The 17,762-nt window shown below is 67.3% G+C and carries 12 protein-coding genes and 3 pseudogenes; 7 read left to right on the top strand and 8 right to left on the bottom strand.

The genetic code is table 11. From position 1 onward, the window contains the following. Positions 1-70: 70 nt before the first annotated feature. From secA to mtrA, 7 genes and pseudogenes are all read right to left on the bottom strand, one after another. Positions 71-2,810: pseudogene (secA, locus tag G205_RS03885) on the bottom strand (preprotein translocase subunit SecA). A gap of 99 nt (positions 2,811-2,909) precedes the next feature. Further along, complete coding sequence (locus G205_RS03880; protein ID WP_009356830.1) at positions 2,910-4,115, bottom strand: winged helix-turn-helix domain-containing protein; 1,206 nt, start codon at positions 4,113-4,115, stop codon at positions 2,910-2,912. Positions 4,116-4,144: 29 nt separating this feature from the next. Further along, a pseudogene (gene hpf, locus G205_RS03875) lies at positions 4,145-4,869 on the bottom strand (ribosome hibernation-promoting factor, HPF/YfiA family). A gap of 173 nt (positions 4,870-5,042) precedes the next feature. Then, positions 5,043-5,984 carry a ComF family protein gene (locus G205_RS03870; RefSeq protein WP_083875001.1) on the bottom strand — a complete coding sequence of 314 codons (942 nt, stop codon included), beginning with the start codon at positions 5,982-5,984 and terminating at the stop codon, positions 5,043-5,045. Between the two features lie 50 nt (positions 5,985-6,034). After that, complete coding sequence (locus G205_RS03865) at positions 6,035-7,747, bottom strand: LpqB family beta-propeller domain-containing protein (RefSeq protein ID WP_009356827.1); 1,713 nt, start codon at positions 7,745-7,747, stop codon at positions 6,035-6,037. Then, positions 7,747-9,540: an MtrAB system histidine kinase MtrB gene (gene mtrB / locus G205_RS03860; RefSeq protein ID WP_052014025.1), complete on the bottom strand. Its 1,794-nt coding sequence runs from the start codon at positions 9,538-9,540 to the stop codon at positions 7,747-7,749. The genes G205_RS03865 and mtrB overlap by 1 nt, the downstream gene beginning before the upstream one ends. A 124-nt stretch (positions 9,541-9,664) precedes the next feature. Then, entirely contained in the window at positions 9,665-10,339 is a 675-nt protein-coding gene (mtrA, locus tag G205_RS03855) for an MtrAB system response regulator MtrA (protein WP_009356825.1), read from the bottom strand. A gap of 409 nt (positions 10,340-10,748) precedes the next feature. On the opposite strand from mtrA, the gene G205_RS03850 reads away from it, so the two are divergent. Genes G205_RS03850 through G205_RS03825 form a run of 7 tightly spaced genes read left to right on the top strand, consistent with a single transcriptional unit; the run spans position 10,749 to position 16,676 of the window. Continuing rightward, entirely contained in the window at positions 10,749-11,657 is a 909-nt protein-coding gene (locus tag G205_RS03850; RefSeq protein WP_235046773.1) for a DUF7847 domain-containing protein, read from the top strand. Continuing rightward, entirely contained in the window at positions 11,657-11,827 is a 171-nt protein-coding gene (locus tag G205_RS22465) for a hypothetical protein (protein WP_235046772.1), read from the top strand. The genes G205_RS03850 and G205_RS22465 overlap by 1 nt, the downstream gene beginning before the upstream one ends. Beyond that, positions 11,817-12,458, top strand: coding sequence for a DUF4129 domain-containing protein (locus G205_RS03845; protein ID WP_009356824.1), 642 nt, complete (start codon positions 11,817-11,819; stop codon positions 12,456-12,458). Before G205_RS22465 ends, G205_RS03845 begins: the two co-directional genes overlap by 11 nt. Continuing rightward, positions 12,455-13,645 (top strand): DUF4350 domain-containing protein, encoded by a 1,191-nt coding sequence (locus tag G205_RS03840; RefSeq protein WP_035751981.1) that lies wholly within the window; start codon positions 12,455-12,457, stop codon positions 13,643-13,645. The genes G205_RS03845 and G205_RS03840 overlap by 4 nt, the downstream gene beginning before the upstream one ends. Then, the gene (locus tag G205_RS03835) at positions 13,642-14,637 is read left to right on the top strand and encodes an AAA family ATPase (RefSeq protein ID WP_009356822.1); all 996 of its coding nucleotides are present in this window, start codon (positions 13,642-13,644) and stop codon (positions 14,635-14,637) included. The genes G205_RS03840 and G205_RS03835 overlap by 4 nt, the downstream gene beginning before the upstream one ends. Next, positions 14,637-15,929: a DUF58 domain-containing protein gene (locus G205_RS03830; RefSeq protein WP_009356821.1), complete on the top strand. Its 1,293-nt coding sequence runs from the start codon at positions 14,637-14,639 to the stop codon at positions 15,927-15,929. Before G205_RS03835 ends, G205_RS03830 begins: the two co-directional genes overlap by 1 nt. A 33-nt stretch (positions 15,930-15,962) precedes the next feature. Continuing rightward, the gene (locus tag G205_RS03825) at positions 15,963-16,676 is read left to right on the top strand and encodes a DUF4166 domain-containing protein (protein ID WP_009356820.1); all 714 of its coding nucleotides are present in this window, start codon (positions 15,963-15,965) and stop codon (positions 16,674-16,676) included. 28 nt (positions 16,677-16,704) lie between these two features. On the opposite strand, the pseudogene G205_RS03820 reads toward G205_RS03825, so the two are convergent. Further along, positions 16,705-17,762 (bottom strand): annotated as a pseudogene (locus G205_RS03820) (uroporphyrinogen decarboxylase/cobalamine-independent methonine synthase family protein).

The raw sequence follows: 17,762 nt of genomic DNA, 5'->3' as shown, positions 1-17,762 counted from the left end.
GGTCCGGAACTTGCGGACCTGCCTCCTGTGCTGCGTGCCATCCGGCAGCGCTACATCAACAATTGCTGGTTCAGCGGCGCTTCTTCTTGCCCGTGGAACGCCGGGCCGCATCCTGTGCCGCTGCCTTGGCGGGATTTCCGGAACGGCCGGACGAGCGGGTCTCGACGCGGGTCTGGGTTCCGCCGCTTTCGCTCGGTGCCGTGTACTGCAGCTGCGCAGGCTTTTCCGGCGCTTCCAGGCCGGCCGCTTTCACCTGAGGCTCAACGTGCTCGGTATGTCCGCCGGCCGCGTCCGGCACCACGACGTCCTGGGCTGGGGTGACTTCCACTTCCAGGTTGAACAGGAACCCCACGCTTTCCTCGCGGATGGCCTCCATCATGCTCTGGAACAGGACAAAACCTTCACGCTGGTACTCAACGAGCGGGTCGCGCTGCGCCATGGCGCGCAGGCCGATGCCTTCCTTGAGGTAATCCATCTCGTAGAGGTGTTCCTGCCACTTGCGCCCGATGACGGACAGGACCACGCGGCGCTCCAGCTCCCGCATGCTCTCGGAGCCGAGGGCTTCCTCCCGCGCCTGGTACACCAGGCGGGCGTCGGACAGCAGCTCTTCCTTCAGCATTTCGACAGTGACCCTTGACTTGCCGCCGGCCTCTTCGATGATTTCCTCGGCAGTGACGGTGACAGGGTAGAGCGTCTTCAGGTTGGTCCAGAGCTGCTGGAAGTCCCAGTCGTCGCCGTTCCCTTCTGCCGTTGCGTCGTTGATCAGGGCCGTGATGGTGTCCTCGACGAAGAACTGCACCTTCTCGTGCAGGTCGTCGCCTTCCAGGATGCGGCGCCGGTCGCTGTAGATGGCCTCGCGCTGGCGGTTCAGGACGTCGTCGTACTTCAGCACGTTCTTGCGCTGCTCGGCGTTGCGGCCTTCCACCTGTCCCTGGGCAGAGGCGATGGCGCGCGAGACAAGCTTGGATTCGAGCGCGACGTCGTCCGGTACCGAGCTGTTCATGAGGCGTTCGGCAGCACCGGAGTTGAACAGCCGCATCAGGTCATCGGTCAGGGACAGGTAGAAGCGGGACTCGCCCGGGTCTCCCTGGCGGCCGGACCGGCCGCGGAGCTGGTTGTCGATGCGGCGGGACTCGTGCCGCTCCGTGCCCAGGACGTAGAGGCCGCCAAGGTTCAGCACTTCCTCATGTTCGTCCTTGACCGACTGCTTGGCTGATTCGAGGGCGGCAGGCCACGCGGACTCGTACTCCTCCGAATTTTCCTCCGGGTCCAGACCCCGCTTTGCGAGTTCTGCAACAGCGGTGAATTCTGCGTTGCCGCCCAGCATGATGTCCGTACCGCGGCCGGCCATGTTGGTAGCCACGGTGACGGCGCCTTGCGGCCGGCCTGGGCAACGATGGCAGCCTCGCGGGCATGGTTCTTGCGTTGAGGACCTCGTGCCGGATGCCTTCCTTGGCAAGGAGCCGGGACAGGTATTCGCTCTTTTCGACGCTGGTGGTGCCCACCAGGACGGGCTGGCCCTTTTCGTGGCGTTCGGCGATGTCACGCACCACGGCGTCGAATTTGACGGTCTCGTTCTTGAAGACCAGGTCCGGCTGGTCGATGCGCTGCATATCCCGGTTCGTGGGAATGGGCACGACGCCGAGCTTGTAGGTGCTCATGAACTCGGCGGCCTCGGTTTCCGCGGTACCGGTCATGCCGGAAAGCTTGGCGTACATGCGGAAGTAGTTCTGCAGGGTCACGGTGGCCAGCGTCTGGTTCTCGGCCTTGATTTCGACGCCTTCCTTGGCCTCGATCGCCTGGTGCATGCCCTCGTTGTAGCGGCGCCCGGCCAGGATGCGGCCCGTGTGCTCATCAACGATCAGGACCTCGCCGTCGAGGATGACGTAGTCCTTGTCCCGCTTGAACAGTTCCTTCGCCTTAATGGCGTTGTTGAGGAAACCGATCAGCGGAGTGTTTGCCGATTCGTAGAGGTTGGAAATACCGAGGTAGTCCTCGACTTTCTCGATGCCGCTCTCCAGCACGCCGACCGTCCGCTTTTTCTCATCGACCTCGTAGTCCTTCTCGGGCTGGAGCCGGAGAACAACCTTTGCGAACTCGCTGTACCACCGGTTGGTGTCGCCCTGGGCAGGGCCGGAGATGATCAGTGGCGTACGTGCTTCGTCAATCAGGATGGAGTCCACCTCGTCCACGATCGCGAAGTGGTGCCCGCGCTGGACAAGTTCGTTCCGGTCCCAGGCCATGTTGTCCCGCAGGTAGTCGAACCCGAACTCATTGTTGGTGCCGTACGTGATGTCGGCTGCATACTGCTGGCGCCGCACCGAAGGATCCTGGTTGGACAGGATGCATCCGCTGGTCAGGCCCAGGAACCGGTAGACGCGGCCCATCAGGTCGGACTGGTATTCGGCCAGGTAGTCGTTCACGGTGACCACGTGAACACCCTTGCCGGCGAGGGCGTTCAGGTAGGCAGGAGCGGTTGCCACCAGGGTCTTGCCTTCACCGGTCTTCATTTCGGCGATGTTGCCAAGGTGCAGGGCGGCGCCACCCATCAGCTGGACGTCGAAGTGCCGCATGCCCAGGGTCCGGGACGAGGCTTCCCTGACCGCGGCGAAGGCCTCCGGAAGCAGGTCGTCCAGTTTCTCGCCGTCCTGGTGCCGTTCGCGCAGACGGTCCGTTTCCTCGCGAAGTTCAGCGTCGGTGAAGGTCTTGAACGAGTCTTCGAGTGCATTGATGGAGTCGGCATAGTTCCGCAGTTGCCGCAGGGTTTTTTTGTCACCCGTGCGGAGTAGTTTTTCGATAAGTGATGCCACGTGAAAATGCTCCCAGTCTCATGCCGCCGAATTCTGGCGTTTTTAGTCTACGGGAGAGACCACCGGCAGACGCCGGTTTCCCTCAGAGCTGATACTCGTCTATCCGAGCGCCACGGCTTTGGCGAGGTCCGGCGCCAGGTCGCCCGTGGGCTGCACCTCCACCTTCCCCAGCCCCAGCCACTGGGCCATGAGGGCCAGCTCCGCGGCGAGTTCGACGGCGGTGTCCGCCGGGGCTTCCGGCTCGGCAAAGGCGGACCTCGCCAGCAGCTTCCCGCCGGCGCGGTCGGCCTTCAGGTCCACGCGGGCGACGATCCTGTCGCGGAGGAGGAACGGAAGGACGTAGTAGCCAAACCGCCTTTTATGTTCCGGCGTGTAGATCTCGATCCTGTAGTGGAACCCGAACAGTTCCTCGAGCCGGCGGCGCTCGAAGACCAGCGAGTCGAACGGGCTGAGCAGGGCGCGCCCCACGGCCCGCCGCGGCAGCACGGCTTCCACGTGCCGGTAGACGTCTCGGTTCCAGCCGGCCACTTTTACCGGCTCAAGCCTGCCCGTGCGCACCAGATGCTCAACGGACTGGGCCGTTGCCTTGACCGGCGTGCGGAAGTAGTCGGCGAAACACCGGATGCTTCCAATACCGTGCGCCTGGGCTGCCGCCTCCGTAAGGCGGTGCAGCGCGCCTGCCGGATCCGGGTCCCCGTTCCGGTCCAGGTGGGGCAGCACTCTGGGAGTCAGTGTGTACTTGCGCTCGAACTGTTCTGTCCGTGCGGCCGCGGAGACCAGGCCCTCCTCGAACAGATGCTCCAGCACCCGCTTAACTGCATTCCAGTTCCAGCCCCAGTTCAGTTCCTGTCTTTCCTCGATATGGCCAATCCTGGCGGTCAGTTCCGAAGCAGTCAGGGGGCGGCTGTTCGCGAGGGTGTCGAGTATTTTGGCGGCAATGGCGGCTCGTTGGCCAGGATCCATCCGTCCTGCGCCAACCCAGGCGCGCCGCTGCCAGAGCAGGAGATCATGGTAGTGCTCGGGACGTATGTAGCTCGCCTCGTGGGCCCAGTACTCCACCATGCGGCGTGGATGGACGCCGGACATCCGCTGCAGGATGGTGCGGTCGTAATTGCCGAGCCGCGAGAAAAAGGGAAGGAAATGGCTGCGTGAAAGCACATTGACGGAGTCGATCTGTACCAGCTGTATCTGGGCAAAGGTCCGGCCCACCGTCCGTGAAGTCACGGGGCCGGCGGGCCGTCCTTTGTGGAGTCCCTGCGCTGCCAAAGCGATCCGCCGTGCCTGCTCCAGGCTCAGCGGCGGCACATCAGTCCTCCCCGGTGGCTGCAGCCACCCTAGGCGTTGGCTGCAGCGTCATCCGAGCGTAGGCAAGGATTTTCTCCTCGATAACCGTGTCCCCGGGCTCGCATTCGTGGTCAAGCGTGATGACACCGTACGTCCAGCCGCGGCGCCGGTAGACCACCGACGGCGTGTTGGTTGCCTTGTCCACGAAGAGGTAGAAATCGTGGCCCACAAGCTCCATATTGTCGACGGCGTCATCCAGCGAAAGGGATGCGGCCGGAAAGACCTTGCGGCGGATCAGCACGGGGGAATCGCCGGCCGGGATGTCGTTGTCCACGTCATACGGGGACTTGTCAGCAGGGGCTGCCGCGGCGTCATTCCGGTGGCTCGCCTCGACATAAAGCGGTTCATGGGCACTGGCAGGTTCGAGTGTGGCGGTCGCTTCACGGACGGCCTTCGGAGTGTGCCGCCCGTGGTGGACCTTCTTGCGGTCCTTGGCGCGGCGGAGACGCTCAAGCAGTTTGTTGTAAGCAAGATCGAACGCTGCGAACTTGTCGGCGGCACTGGCTTCGGCACGGATCACAGGTCCACGGCCCAACACTGTCACCTCAACGGTCAGCTGGTCGCCGGTCTGCCGGGCGTTCGTCTCCTTGGAGACCTTGGCATCGACGCGCTGGACTTTGTCTCCAAGCGACTCGATCTTTGAGATCTTCTCCCCGGCATATTCGCGGAACCGGTCTGAAACTGTCAGATTTCGTCCGCTGATCATAAACTCCATGGTGCCCTCCAAATGACTTCGGTGACACGACGGCGGCACTTCGCTGGGCCGAGCTGTTTGACAGTCAAGCCCCTCTCCGAGCCGCCATCGACAGGTACATTCTGTTCTTGGTACCCACCACCGACGTTAGTTCATAGCCATCCGTTATTCATCCTTTCCCGGTTTATTTTTTTCTAAGTCATGGTTGCTTCCGCGGCACCGGAGGCATCCGCCCCGGCGGCACCTGCGTCGGGCGGGCGTGTCGCAGCCAGGACCACCGCGCCGGTGACGATGGCCCCCGCCTGGTGCAAGGCCCGGGCCGCTTCGGCGAGGGTGGCACCGGTAGTGAGGACGTCGTCGACGATGATGCAGCGGCGTCCGGCAATCCGTGCCCGGGCGCGGCGGCAGACCTTCATAGAGCCCCGAACACGCTTGGCCCGGGCCCCGCGGCCGAGCCCCTTCTGCCCTCCGGCCAGCCGGAGTCCCGCCCTGCCTGCCTTGCCGAGGACGTCCGCCACAGGGACTCCCGGCGTCGCCCGCGCCACCTCTGCCAGGAGCAGGTGGACGGGGCTGAAACCCCTCTTCAGGTAGGCCGCGGAACTGGTGGGGACGGGGACAAGACATACCGCCCGATCTTCCCCCGCCGCCGCCAGGACAGCACGGGCCAGTGCCCGGCCAAGGCTGCTCCTGAGCTGACGTTGGCCGTGCCGTTTGAACGAGAGGAGCGCCTGCGCAAGCTCCTCCCGGTAAACGCCGGCGGCTACGACGGGCAGCAGCACCCTGCCGCCAATGTCCATCAGCGCAGGCGCCCCGGTCTCCGCGCGGAACGGATCCCTGGTCAGGCGTCTGAGGTGGCGGTCGCAGGCGGCGCAGAGTTCAAAGTCTTCAGCGCCGCAGCACACGCAATCCACCGGAACGGCCAATGCCAGGAGGTCGGCGGCGGCGCCGGACAGCTCATCCCCAAGGCGGAGCAGCCGGCTGCCGCGCCTTGACCGGTGCCGGGCTGACCGCGGCGGCGGGGGAAAGAGATCCGGATCAGCCGGGGCCGGCGGCCGGGAGGAGGCAGCAGCGCTGGACTGGTCATGGCTCCACGTTCCACGCCGCGGGCATCGAAGGACAATGCTCCGTCGTCGCATGTGGACAATGCCGGTGGAGCGGCGGCAGGATGCGCCGCAGCTCCTCCGTGTCAGCCGGGGAACGACGGGTCGATAGGGCCCTTGATCTGCGGTGACCACCCGTTGCCCAGCCGCTGGAAAATACCCTCGGCTGACTGCCCGTAGACCTCCTCGGCACCATTTCCCGCGCTGAGTGCCACAAGCCCGGGCCACGGAGCCAGCTGCTGCGGCTGGCCGGACGTGAGGGACAGCAGTTCCGGGGTGACGTTGGACGCCGCTGCCCCCTTCATAACCGCCACCGTTGTGTCGCTGACCCACGCCCCCTGGTCAGGGTTGCTGTCGGTGGCGAGGGTGACCGGTGCCGTCAGTTCCCGGGGTGTTCCGTCACCGCCACGGATGATGCCTGCCACCTGCACCCGCGTCCTGCCGTTCTGTTCGGAGATGACCAGGGCCCGGACCCCCTCCCGCGAGATCCGGAGTTCCTTGACGGTCCGCCCGGCGAGCCAGGCGGGCGCCAACGTGACCGCGGGGACGGACGCCCCCTCGGCCACCCCGCCGGGGCGGTAGGCAACCACTTCAGTGGCGCCGTTCCCTCCCGGCCCGGCGGTCCACACCCAGTCGTTGAGGTCGAAGGAGGGGCGGCTCAGCGTGCTTCGGGTGGTAAGGGACCGTGCCGGCTGGCCCGGGTTGATGCCGTAGAGGGTGGTCCTGCCGTCGTTGAGGAACGCTGCTGTCTGCGATACCGGGGATTCGGCCGGGAACCGCGGATTCAGGGCGGAGACCGGCTGCATGTCCGGCAGCGGGGAGACCCTGTTGTTCTCGTATCTCACCAGTTCGTTGCCGCTGATGGCGATCTGGCGCGACGGCACGCTCTTGTCCTGCACCGGCGGCAGCACGGACCCGTCATCCTCCACCCGGACCAGGTCCTGGTTCGCCCGCAGTTCCACATTGACCACATCGGGCTGGCTGCGGAACGTCAGCGTCAGCTGCATCTGCATGCGGAGCCGGTCCGCCGGCGAAGTCTCCATCAGTTCCTTGGCCGTCAGGTCAACCTGCGCTGCCCCGGACACCACCGGGACGGATTCGCGGGCCAGCTTGATGCCGGAGGGGAAGGCACTGGCTACCGCGCCCCGCAGGTACGGGGCGGGCCCGGCAAGCAGGGCACTGGTCATCGACTTCACCGTCTTGTTCCTGATGAACCAGCGCACATCCGGGACAGCAAAGGTGAAAGTGGGATCGTAGAAGTAGATGGGATACGCGCCGTAGATCACCTTGAAGGTCTCCTCGGCGATGGCAGTGCCGTCGGGAATTGCCGAGATGCGCCACTCACCGTCCACCTGGGTGACGGTCACGGGGATCTTCTCCACTGTTCCTTCGGGTGATTGCGTGGCGATCCCGTCCGCGTCGATTGTGTAGGCGACGTCGAGATCGTAGTTGTAGACGTTTTCGGTGTCTGTAGCCACCACCCGGGCGTCCCGGTAGACGAGGGCACGCTGGTCCGGCTTCCAGGACACGGAGGAAGCCTGGGTCAGGTATTGGCGAGCGACGGCGTAGTCGTCCTCATAGCCGCTTCCGGCCCGGTAGAAGTAGTCGATGATCGTCTCGGGCGAGGCGCCCGGCTGCGGTGCTGCCGGGAGGAAGACGGGTGCGCTGAGGTTGCCCGCGCTGCCCTCGCTGCTCTTTCCCACGGGCCCGGAAGTGGGGATCCGCGCACAACCGGCGAGGACGAACACGAGGGCCAGCAGGAACGCGGCGCCCTTCACCAGGCGCAGGCGGCGGGGCATCATGGAGTTTCCTTCGACGTCGGCACCGGGGCCAGGCGTGCTGCGCCGGTTTCGAGGACCAGCATGTTGCGGTTGTCCGTTTCCCTGGGGATGTTGCGCGGTTCGCCCGGTGCCATGACGTCGTCGGGTTCAAGCTGGACGGGCGACGTATCGATGTCTTCCCCCTGGTGGAGCGGCAGCGTGAGCCGGAAGTTGGCGCCGGAGCCTTTCCTGCCCCAGGCCTGCAGCCAGCCGTTATGCAGTTTGGTGTCCTCCATGGCGATCGACAGGCCCAATCCGCTGCCGCCGGTGGTGCGGGCGCGGGCAGGGTCGGCACGCCAGAACCTGTCGAAGACGCGGGCAGCCTCGGAAGGCTCCATGCCGATGCCGCGGTCACGGACGGCAATTCCGACGGCGGCCTGGTTGGCTGCGACGGTGACGGTGACAGGTTTCCCCTCACCGTGTTCAACGGCATTGAGGATCAGGTTCCGCAGGATCCTGTCGATACGACGCGCGTCCATCTCCACGATGATGGGCTGCGCGGGTGCGCTGAGGACAATTTCGGAACCGTACTCCGCCGCCACGGGCGCAGCCCCTTCGATGACATGCGCAACAACCTGCAGGATGTCCTCCGGCTCAGCATCCAGGACGGCCACGCCGGCGTCGAAGCGCGAGATCTCCAGCAGGTCCGACAGCAGGGACTGGAAGCGCTCCACCTGGTTGTAGAGCAGTTCCGCCGACCGCTTATTAATGGGGTCGAAATCGTCGCGGGCGTCGTACAGGACCTCGGCTGCCATCCGAACGGTTGTCAGCGGTGTCCGGAGCTCGTGCGAGACGTCGGAGACGAAGCGCTGCTGCATCTGGGACAGGGTGGCCAACTGGGTGATCTGTTCCTGGAGGCTGGCAGCCATGTGGTTAAAGGAAGCACCAAGGCGCGCCACCTCGTCCTCGCCGCGGACCACCATGCGTTCCTGCAACTGCCCGGCGGCTAGTTTTTCGGACACCATGGCGGCATGGCTGACCGGGCTGACCACGTTGCGGGTGACGTACCAGGCCACGGCGCCGATCAGCAGCACCAGCACCGCGCCACCGGCCCAGAGCACGCGCTGGATCTCATCCAAGGTCTGCTGGGCGGTGTTCAGGTCATAGATCAGGTACAGCTCGTACACGGTGCCGTTAAATGTCACCTTGTTGCCGACGGCAATGCCGGGCCTGTCCTCGGTGCCCACGGGAATGACAGTGGATGCCCAGTACTGGTCCTTCCCGGATTCCTGGACTGCCTTCCGGAGTTCGGGCGGGATGACGCTCACCGTCAACTGGTCCGACGCGCGCGACTCAACCCACCGGTTCCTGGGCTTGGTCTGCTCGGGCATCGCCTCGAACACGTAGCGGCGCTGGATGACGGAACCCCTGCCTTCCACGGCGTTCAGGGTGTCATAGACCAGGGTGATGACGCTGGACTGGTCGGTGACCTGGGCGCCGTCGAACGTGTCCTGGACCTGCTTGACGTTGTACCGGGTCTCCGACTCCGCCTGTGTCAGTCGCTCCTGGAACAGGTTGTTGGCGATCTGGTGGGAGAGGTATGCCCCCACCGCTGCGAAGGAGGTCACGGCCAGGAGGAGCGTGGTGAGGACGGTGCGGAACTGAAGGGAGCGGCGCCACCGGCGCTGGAGGGCGCGGCCGATGTGGCGCAGTGCGGGAAGGAAGCGGCGGAAGCCCGTCCCGACGAGCCGCGCCACGCGAAGACTGACAATCAGGGCCCGGCGCTGCCAGATCCGCCCCCGGAAGGCCAGTTCGCGGAATCCGGGGGTCAGGGACTCTGTATGTTCCGGGGCCGGGTGCTCCCCGTCTGCCCCCTGAACGCCTGGGGGGCCTCCGGATGAGTGGGGCGCGGGCGGCGTTGCGCCGGCTTTGCGTCCCTCACCGGAAGCAGCGGGGTCAGGCCCCTGCTTTGTAGCCGACACCACGCACCGTCATTACAACTTCCGGGGCCTCCGGGTCGCGTTCAATCTTGGACCGCAGGCGCTGGACATGGACGTTGACCAGGCGCGTGTCCGCAGCATGACGGTAGCCCCAGACCTGTTCGAGCAGCAGTTCGCGGGTGAACACCTGCCACGGTTTGCGGGCCAGTGCCACCAGGAGGTCGAATTCGAGCGGCGTGAGCGAGATCCGTTCGTTGCCCCGGCTGACGGTGTGGCCTGCGACGTCTATGGTGATGTCGGCGATCCGCAGGGTTTCCGGTGCTTTCTGGTCGCCGGGACGGAGGCGTGCCCTGACGCGCGCCACCAGTTCGGCGGGCTTGAACGGCTTGGGCACGTAGTCGTCAGCGCCGGATTCCAGGCCGCGGACGACGTCGGATGTGTCCGACTTGGCGGTCAGCATGACGATGGGCACGTCCGATTCGGCACGGATCTGCCGGCAGACCTCGATGCCGTCCACGCCCGGAAGCATGAGGTCCAGCAGTACAAGGTCCGGCCTGGATGACCGGAATACGTCCAGCGCCTGGGCGCCGTCGGCGCAGAAGACCGGCTCAAAGCCGTCATTGCGGAGAACAATTCCAATCATTTCGGCCAGCGCTTCGTCATCATCAACCACCAGAATGCGTGCCTTCATAGTTATATATTCCCTTATCAGGCAGTCTTTGTCCTGTTCAGCGGCCCCCGGCATGGCGGAACGCTAGGACGGCCGACGCCGGAACTATAGGCTGGGGGCATGCCGGACCTTCCCGGCGCCCTCCGCGCAGTGCGCCGGGCGCGGCGGGCAGCCGACGGCCTGGTACGGGGGAAGGAACAGGGTGTCACCACAGGATTCAGGCCCGCAGTGGCCCTCTGATGCGCCATGGCCGGGGCAGCAACCTTGGCCGGGACAAAAGCCGCCAGGTTCGCAGTGGCCCGGCCAGCAACAGCCTCCCGGGCAGCAGCCCTGGGGACCGCCGGGCTGGCAGCAGCCTGCCGGCCAGCAGCCACCTTGGGGACCGCCGCCCGCACCCGGCTCCCCCTACGCCGGGGCTCCGCAGCCGGGAATGCAGAACGGCGGCCCCTACGGCCAGCCCCGCTACATTGCACCGCCCAAGCCCGGCATCGTCCCGCTCCGCCCCCTGATGTTCGGGGAGATCATGGACGGCTCCTTCCAGGCCATCCGGCGGAATCCGAAAGCCATGCTGGGGGCCGCCGTGCTTGCCCAGTCCCTGACAGCCATCCTTGCGGCCGTCATCACCGCCGTCACCGCCACCTCCATGGGATCCATCGAAGCCTGGGCGGAGAGTGCCAGCCCGGCGGAAGCGGCGTCACTGGGCATCGGTTTCTTTTCCGCCTTCCTCGTGGTCGGCCTGCTCACGCTGCTGATTTCCGCAGTTCTCCAGGGTGCGATGGTGGTCCCGGTGGCGCGCGCCATCCTGAACCGGCGGACAGGGTTCCGCCAGATGTGGGCACTCTCCCGGTCGCGGGCCGGGGCGCTGGTCCGCCTGGCGCTGCTGCTGGTGGCCGCCGGGATCCTGGCTTTCGGTCTCCTCGCGGCGCTTGCGGTAGCCCTGGTGTCCAGCATGGAAGGAACCGGGGCGCTCCTGCTCATTCCGCTTGTCCTTGCTTTTATCGCGCTGTTCATCTGGATCGCCGTCAAACTGATGGTGGCTCCCGCCGCCGTCGTGATTGAGGAACTGGGAGCCTTGGCCGGGCTCCGTCGGTCCTGGGAGCTGACCCGTGCCAACTGGTGGCGGATCCTCGGCATCACGCTGGTTGTCAGCATTTTGGTGGGGGTCATCAGCCAGGTGGTGATGATCCCGGTCAGCCTTCTGGCAGGGTTCCTCACCACCTTCACCGATCCACTTGGCGGGGGCGGCGACGCGGCAGCCACCGCGTGGCACTCGGCGTGGTTACTGCTGTCCTCGGCGCCCTGGTTGGCGCCCTCGGGTATGCGTTCCAGACGTCCGTGATGGCGCTGCTCTACATGGACCTGCGGATGCGGAAAGACGGCCTGGACATCAGCCTCCTGCGCCTTGCCGAATCGGGCGCCGATCCCGACGGCGTTCCGGGCCGCGGGGCTGACAACGTCCGGGGACCGGACAACGGGCCTTCCTCCGGCCCGTGGGCGCATGGCCGCTGAACCCCCCGTGCTCCCCGGGGCAGGGGAAGCCCGGCGGTGGGCTGAGGAAGAAATCGCCAAGGCGGAATACCGTGAGACTGCACCGTCGTGGATCGAAACAGTCTGGGAGAACTTCCTTGACTGGTTTTCGTCCCTGGACGGATCCTCGCAGTCCGCAGGTCCCCTGCCGGGTCCCGTGATCGGGATTGTCATTGCCCTCGTCATCGCGGCCGCCGTGATCCTGGCCAGGCCGCGCCTGAACGCAGCGCCACGCCGGACCAGGGATGTTTTCGAGGCGGACAGCGTCCTTTCCGCCGCTGAATACAGGCAGCGCGCCGAGGCGTCGGCCGCGTCTGGTGAATGGGGGGACGCCGTCGTCGAACGCTTCCGTGCACTGGTCCGCGCGGCTGAAGACCGGACCATCCTCGAACCGCAGCCCGGGCGCACGGCGGACGAGGTGGCCCGGGAGCTGGCCGTGCCGTTCCCCAGGGAAGCAGGGCGCCTGGAGCGCGCGGCAGGCGTCTTCGACGCTGTGCGGTACGGGAACCGGCCGGCAGGCCGGGGCGACTACCAGGAGCTGGCCGGCCTGGACGCGGATCTCGAGGCGGCGAAACCGGAGTCGGCACTGCAATCCCCGGCGGCCCTCGGATGACGGACACCCTTCCCGCCGGTGTCCGCGGGGCAGCTCCTTCTCCCGCTCCCGGGCGGACACCACTGCCTTGGCTCCGCAAGCACCGTGCGTTGACGGCCCTCTGCGCGGTGGTGGCCGTCGCCCTGGGCCTGGTTGTCTGGGGCCAGCTGGCTCCCCGGGGTGACGCCGTTCCGCTGTCCCCCGGCAACGCAGGTCCGGACGGCGCACGGGCCGTCACCCAGATCCTGGGGCGCCACGGAGTGGACGTGCACACAGCCGGAACGTTCGAGGAGGCGATGGCCGCGCTGGGGGAAAGTTCAGCCGCAACCCTCCTGCTGTATGACCGCAACGGGATCCTCGACGAACCCCGGCTCCGTGATCTGGCGGCCGCCGCCGGGGAGGTTGTAGTGGTCACGCCGCGGCTGGAAACACTCACCGCACTGGGCAGCGGTATCAGGCAGGCGGGAGTGGTGCCCGACGATGCTCCCCCGCTGGCCCCCGGCTGTCCGCTCCCGGACGCCCTGGCCGCGGGGGAGGTCTCGGGCAGCCAGGGTTTCGTGTACGACGGCGGGGTGTCCTGTTACCGGCCTGCCGGTAGTGCCGCCGGGCTGCTGGCTGTCAGCGGCGACGGGCAGCTGACGGTGTTGGGCAGCACGGTGGTCCTGGGCAATGGGCAGCTGGATGAGCGGGGCCATGCTGCCCTTGCGCTCCGTACCCTGGGCAAGTCTCCGGACCTGGTCTGGTACCTGCCGTCACTGGAGGATGTGGCCGCGTCCGGGTCAGGGCAGACCCTGGACGAGCTCGCACCGGAGTGGGTCCGTTTCCTGGGCCCGTGGCTGCTGGTGGTTGCCCTGGCCGCGATCGCGTGGCGCGGCCGGCGGCTCGGCCCGCTGGTGTTCGAGCCGCTGCCGGTGGTGGTGAAGGCAGTGGAAACCGCAGAGGGCCGCGCCCGGATGTACCACGACGCCCACGCGGTGGACCAGGCACGGGACAACCTCCGCGCCGGGATCCTGGTACGGCTGGCCGCCAGGCTCCGGCCCGGCCCGGGAGCCTCTGCCGGCACCGTCATTGAGGCGGCGGCACGGTTGCTGGGCCGGCCGGCAGCCGATATACGGGACCTCCTCAACCACCATCCCGGCAGCGAGTCCCGGCTGGTCGCCTGGGCACAGGAACTGGACAACCTAGAGAAAGAGGTCAACAGCCGATGAGTGAATATGGCAGCGGCCAGCGGGTCCTGGACCCGATGGAGCACGATTCCGCCCGGCAGGCCCTGCTGGATGTGCGCCACGAGGTGTCGAAGGCGGTGGTGGGACAGGACGCTACGGTGACCGGCATGCTGATCGCCCTGCTGTCCCAGGGGCATGTGCTGCTGGAGGGTGTGCCGGGCGTGGCAAAGACCCTGCTGGTACGGGCCCTGTCCGCGGCACTGGACCTGGACACCAAGCGGGTGCAGTTCACCCCGGACCTGATGCCCGGCGATGTCACCGGGTCCCTGGTCTACGACGCGCACACCGCCGAGTTCACGTTCCGGGAAGGGCCGGTATTCACCAACCTCCTGCTGGCGGACGAAATCAACCGGACGCCGCCCAAGACCCAGGCTTCGCTGCTGGAGGCGATGGAGGAACGGCAGGTCTCGGTGGACGGCGTGTCCCGCCCGCTGCCCGCCCCGTTCCTGGTGGCCGCCACGCAGAACCCGGTGGAGTACGAGGGCACCTATCCCCTACCGGAAGCCCAGCTGGACCGCTTCCTGCTCAAGCTCACCATGCCCCTGCCAGAGCGTTCGGCGGAGATGGAAGTCATCCGCCGCCATGCGGCCGGGTTCGACCCGCGCGACCTGGCAGCGGCCGGGGTCCGTGCCGTCGCGGGCGCCGCAGACCTGGAGCGGGCCCGCCAGGCCGTCACGGGCGTCGCCGTCGAACAGGAAATCATCGGCTATATCGTGGACCTGGTGCGGGCCACCCGCACGGCACCGTCCTTCCTGCTGGGCGTTTCGCCGCGTGGAGCCACAGCGCTCCTTAACACCTCCCGGTCCTGGGCCTGGCTGTCCGGCAGGAGCTTCGTCACCCCCGACGACGTCAAGGCGCTGGCCCTGCCCTGCCTCCGGCACCGGGTGGCGCTGCAGCCCGAGGCCCAGATGGACGGGGTCCGGGTGGATGACGTGCTGGGCAGCATCCTGGCGTCCGTTCCCGTTCCGCGCTGATGGCCATTTCCGGGCGCTTTGTCCTGCTGGTGCTGCTGGGCCTGGTTCCGGTCCTGCTGCTGCCCGGATGGGGAACCGTATGTGCCGTGCTGGCCGTCCTCGCCGTCCTGTGCGGCACCGACCTGCTCCTCGCCGGCGCGCTGAAACCGGTCCAGGTGCTGCGCTCCGATCCCGGCAACGTCACCCTGAACGGGACGGCGGAGGCCAGGCTCATTGTCCGCAATGACGGGAGCCGGCGGCTGCACGGCTTGCTGCGGGACGGCTGGCAGCCGTCAGCCGGAGCACAGGACCCGGTCCAGGGCATTGATGTTCCCGCGCATGAAAGCCGGCGCATCACTGTCCGGCTCCGGCCGGTCCGCCGCGGCGACCTCAAGGCCCCGCACGTGACGCTGCGCTCCTTTGGCCCCCTGCGCCTGGCAGCACGCCAGCGCACCATTGACTGCCCCGGGGCGCTGCGTGTCCTGCCGCCGTTCCATTCGCGCCGGCACCTGCCCTCCAAACTGCGGAAACTGCGGGAACTGGACGGGAAAGCTGCCGTCCAGATCCGCGGGGCCGGCACCGAATTCGATTCCCTGCGGGATTATGTCCGGGGCGACGACGTCCGGTCCATTGACTGGCGCGCAACCGCCCGCAGGTCCGCCGTCGTGGTCCGCACCTGGCGGCCCGAACGTGACCGCCGGGTGGTGATGGTCCTCGACACGTCACGGACAGCGGCAGCGAGGATCGACGACGAGACCCGCCTCGACACCGGGATGGAAGCGGCGCTCCTCCTCGGTGTGCTTGCCGAGCGCGGCGGCGACCGGGTGGACTTCCTGGCGTTTGACCGCAGGGCACGGGCCCGGGCAGGAACCGCCATCCAGGGCAATCTGCTGGGACAGCTGGTCCAGGCCATGGCACCGCTGGATCCGGAGCTCATCGAGATGGACTGGCCGGCCGTCCCTGCCCAGGTCCGCGCCGTCACGGCCCACCGCTCCCTGGTAGTGCTGCTGACTTCCCTCGACGGCGGCGCGCCGGAGGAAGGGCTCCTGCCGGCCGCCGCCCGGCTGGCCCAGGACCATGTGGTGGTGGTGGCAGCTGTCCGGGATCCGCAGCTGGGCGCCATGGTCCGGGAGCGCGGCGATGCTGCCGGGGTATTCCGGGCCGCCGCTGCGGAACGGGCCCTCCTGCAGCGCGCCGCCGTCAGCGCCGAGCTTCGCCGGTACGGTGTGGAAGTGGTGGACGCCGAACCGCACCAGCTGCCGCCGCGCGTCGCGGACATGTACATCCGGCTCAAGGCTGCCGGTAAATTGTGAGACCAGTAGTGTGTTGCCCGCAGGAGGAGCTTCGTGAACGTACCGATTTACCAGCAGGTCCTTGGAACGGACTTTGCCAGGCTGCAGCCGGAACTGCAGGAGTACTTCTCCCTGGTGCCCGGTTCGGGCCGCTACGGCATCGGTGAAGGGACATTCGATGTAGTGGGCTGCCGGCAGGAATGGCTGCGGCCGCTGCTGCGGCTGACCAGCAGCGAGGAGGCCTTCTTCCCCGAATATGGCGAGAACATTCCATTCCGGATCGAGAATCACGCCCACCAGGACCCGTTTGGCCGCTCCAGCCTTACCGCCCGCCGGGAGATCCGCTTTCCCGGAAGGACCCGGATTTTCCAGGACACCACCAGCGCCACCATCCGCAACGGGTCACCGCAGCTGGTTGACTACGTGGGCCGCTACCGCCGCATGGTGACCGACCTGAACCTGAGTGTCACCCCGGAGGGACGGCTGCGAGGCGTCTCTGAAGCCTCCCGCCTGTTCCTTGGCCCGCTCCGGGTGCCCTTGCCGGCACCGGTGGACGCCAAGGCGTACGCCGAGCAGTGGTGGGATCCCGCGGGCGGCACCAACGGCAAGCACCGCATCCAGGTCAAGGTCATCCAGCCGCAAATCGGTCTGGTCCTGGTCTACGCCGGAAGCTTCGACTACAGGTTGCGGCCCTACACCGGACGCAGCGCGGCCCAGAGCTTCCTTCCCCGCTACGCGCAGCCGGACCGCTGGGAGAACCGGGTCTAGGACGACGGGAGTTGACCGGTTCCGCCGGTCAGCCGAGGGCGAGCTGGTTCAGCCCGTCCGCCAGCTGCGTCAGCCTGCCCAGCACCGCGGTGGCCTGCGCAGGGGTGCGGTCCGCCAGGCCAGCCGAAGGCGTGACGCGGAGGGTCCGCAGGGACGACGCCGGCAAACCGAGCTGCCGCCACGGCCGCCACACGGATTCCACGCAGTCCGCAACCTTGGGAAGGGTGTCCCCGTCCACATCCAGCGCCCCGGCCCACAGCCGCTTGCCTGCCTCCACGGCCCCGGCAAGGTGCTCCCATTGGCGGGTGGTCAGGGCCTTCAGGGGCACCGCGACACCGTCCGCACCGGAAGCGAGGATCGGCTCGAAAGGGGCTTCGACGGCGGGAACGGACACCACCACTTCAACGGCTCCCGCGGCCCGAAGGGCTTCAATCACCAGCCGCCACGCTTCGCGGGCTTCCGCCGTGGCAACAGCCCGCAGCGTGCGGTAGCCACTGGCCGTGGGGATGGTGCCGGCGAGCACGGCGGCGATATCAGGTTCATCCAGCTGGACCATCAGGCGTGCACCGGGCACGGCTGCGGCCACCCGGCTAAGGTAGCCACCGACGCCGGCAGCCAGCGACTCAGCCAGGTCCCGCCGTGCACCGTAATCGATCAGCGCGCGTTCGCCGTTGTGCAGGTGCAGGCCGGCGGCCAGGCTGAGGGGGCCCACCAGCTGGACCTTGATTTCCTCGGCGGACGCCTCCTCGGTCCCCGCCACATCGGCCAGGACGTTGATGTCGGTGGCAAGCGCCGAGGCTGCCCGGCGCACATCCTTGCCCGGACGGTCCACGAGCCGCCACCCGTAGGGCTGCACATCAACGGCCAGCTCCTCGAGCAGGGATGCGGTGCGGCCCAGGGAATCGGAACCGACGCCGCGGGCCGCAGTTCGGCCAGGAACGGCAGGTGCGGGCTGCCGAGCTCTCCGCGGATGATCCTGGCAGCTTCCAAGGGGTCCTCGCCGGGCCATGGTCCCAGCCCGGTTGCCGTTACTTCCGCCGGCGGGGCTTTCTCCGGCGCGGCGGCGGGTTCGTGCCGTTCAACCAC

The organism is Arthrobacter nitrophenolicus, from assembly GCF_000332815.1.
In the GTDB taxonomy this organism is placed as follows: domain Bacteria; phylum Actinomycetota; class Actinomycetes; order Actinomycetales; family Micrococcaceae; genus Arthrobacter; species Arthrobacter nitrophenolicus.
Note: the sequence above shows the minus strand (reverse complement) of the source record. Positions and strands in the feature narration are given on the sequence as shown.

Bases quoted from the DNA above. Each gene is read 5' to 3' on its own strand.
- mtrA (WP_009356825.1), bottom strand. From the start codon at position 10,339: ATGAAGGCACGCATTCTGGTGGTTGATGATGACGAAGCGCTGGCCGAA.
- G205_RS03845 (WP_009356824.1), top strand. From the start codon at position 11,817: ATGGCCGCTGAACCCCCCGTGCTCCCCGGGGCAGGGGAAGCCCGGCGG.
- G205_RS03850 (WP_235046773.1), top strand. From the start codon at position 10,749: ATGCAGAACGGCGGCCCCTACGGCCAGCCCCGCTACATTGCACCGCCC.
- G205_RS03865 (WP_009356827.1), bottom strand. From the start codon at position 7,747: ATGCCCCGCCGCCTGCGCCTGGTGAAGGGCGCCGCGTTCCTGCTGGCC.
- G205_RS22465 (WP_235046772.1), top strand. From the start codon at position 11,657: ATGGCGCTGCTCTACATGGACCTGCGGATGCGGAAAGACGGCCTGGAC.
- G205_RS03830 (WP_009356821.1), top strand. From the start codon at position 14,637: ATGGCCATTTCCGGGCGCTTTGTCCTGCTGGTGCTGCTGGGCCTGGTT.
- G205_RS03840 (WP_035751981.1), top strand. From the start codon at position 12,455: ATGACGGACACCCTTCCCGCCGGTGTCCGCGGGGCAGCTCCTTCTCCC.
- G205_RS03870 (WP_083875001.1), bottom strand. From the start codon at position 5,984: ATGCGACGACGGAGCATTGTCCTTCGATGCCCGCGGCGTGGAACGTGG.
- G205_RS03835 (WP_009356822.1), top strand. From the start codon at position 13,642: ATGAGTGAATATGGCAGCGGCCAGCGGGTCCTGGACCCGATGGAGCAC.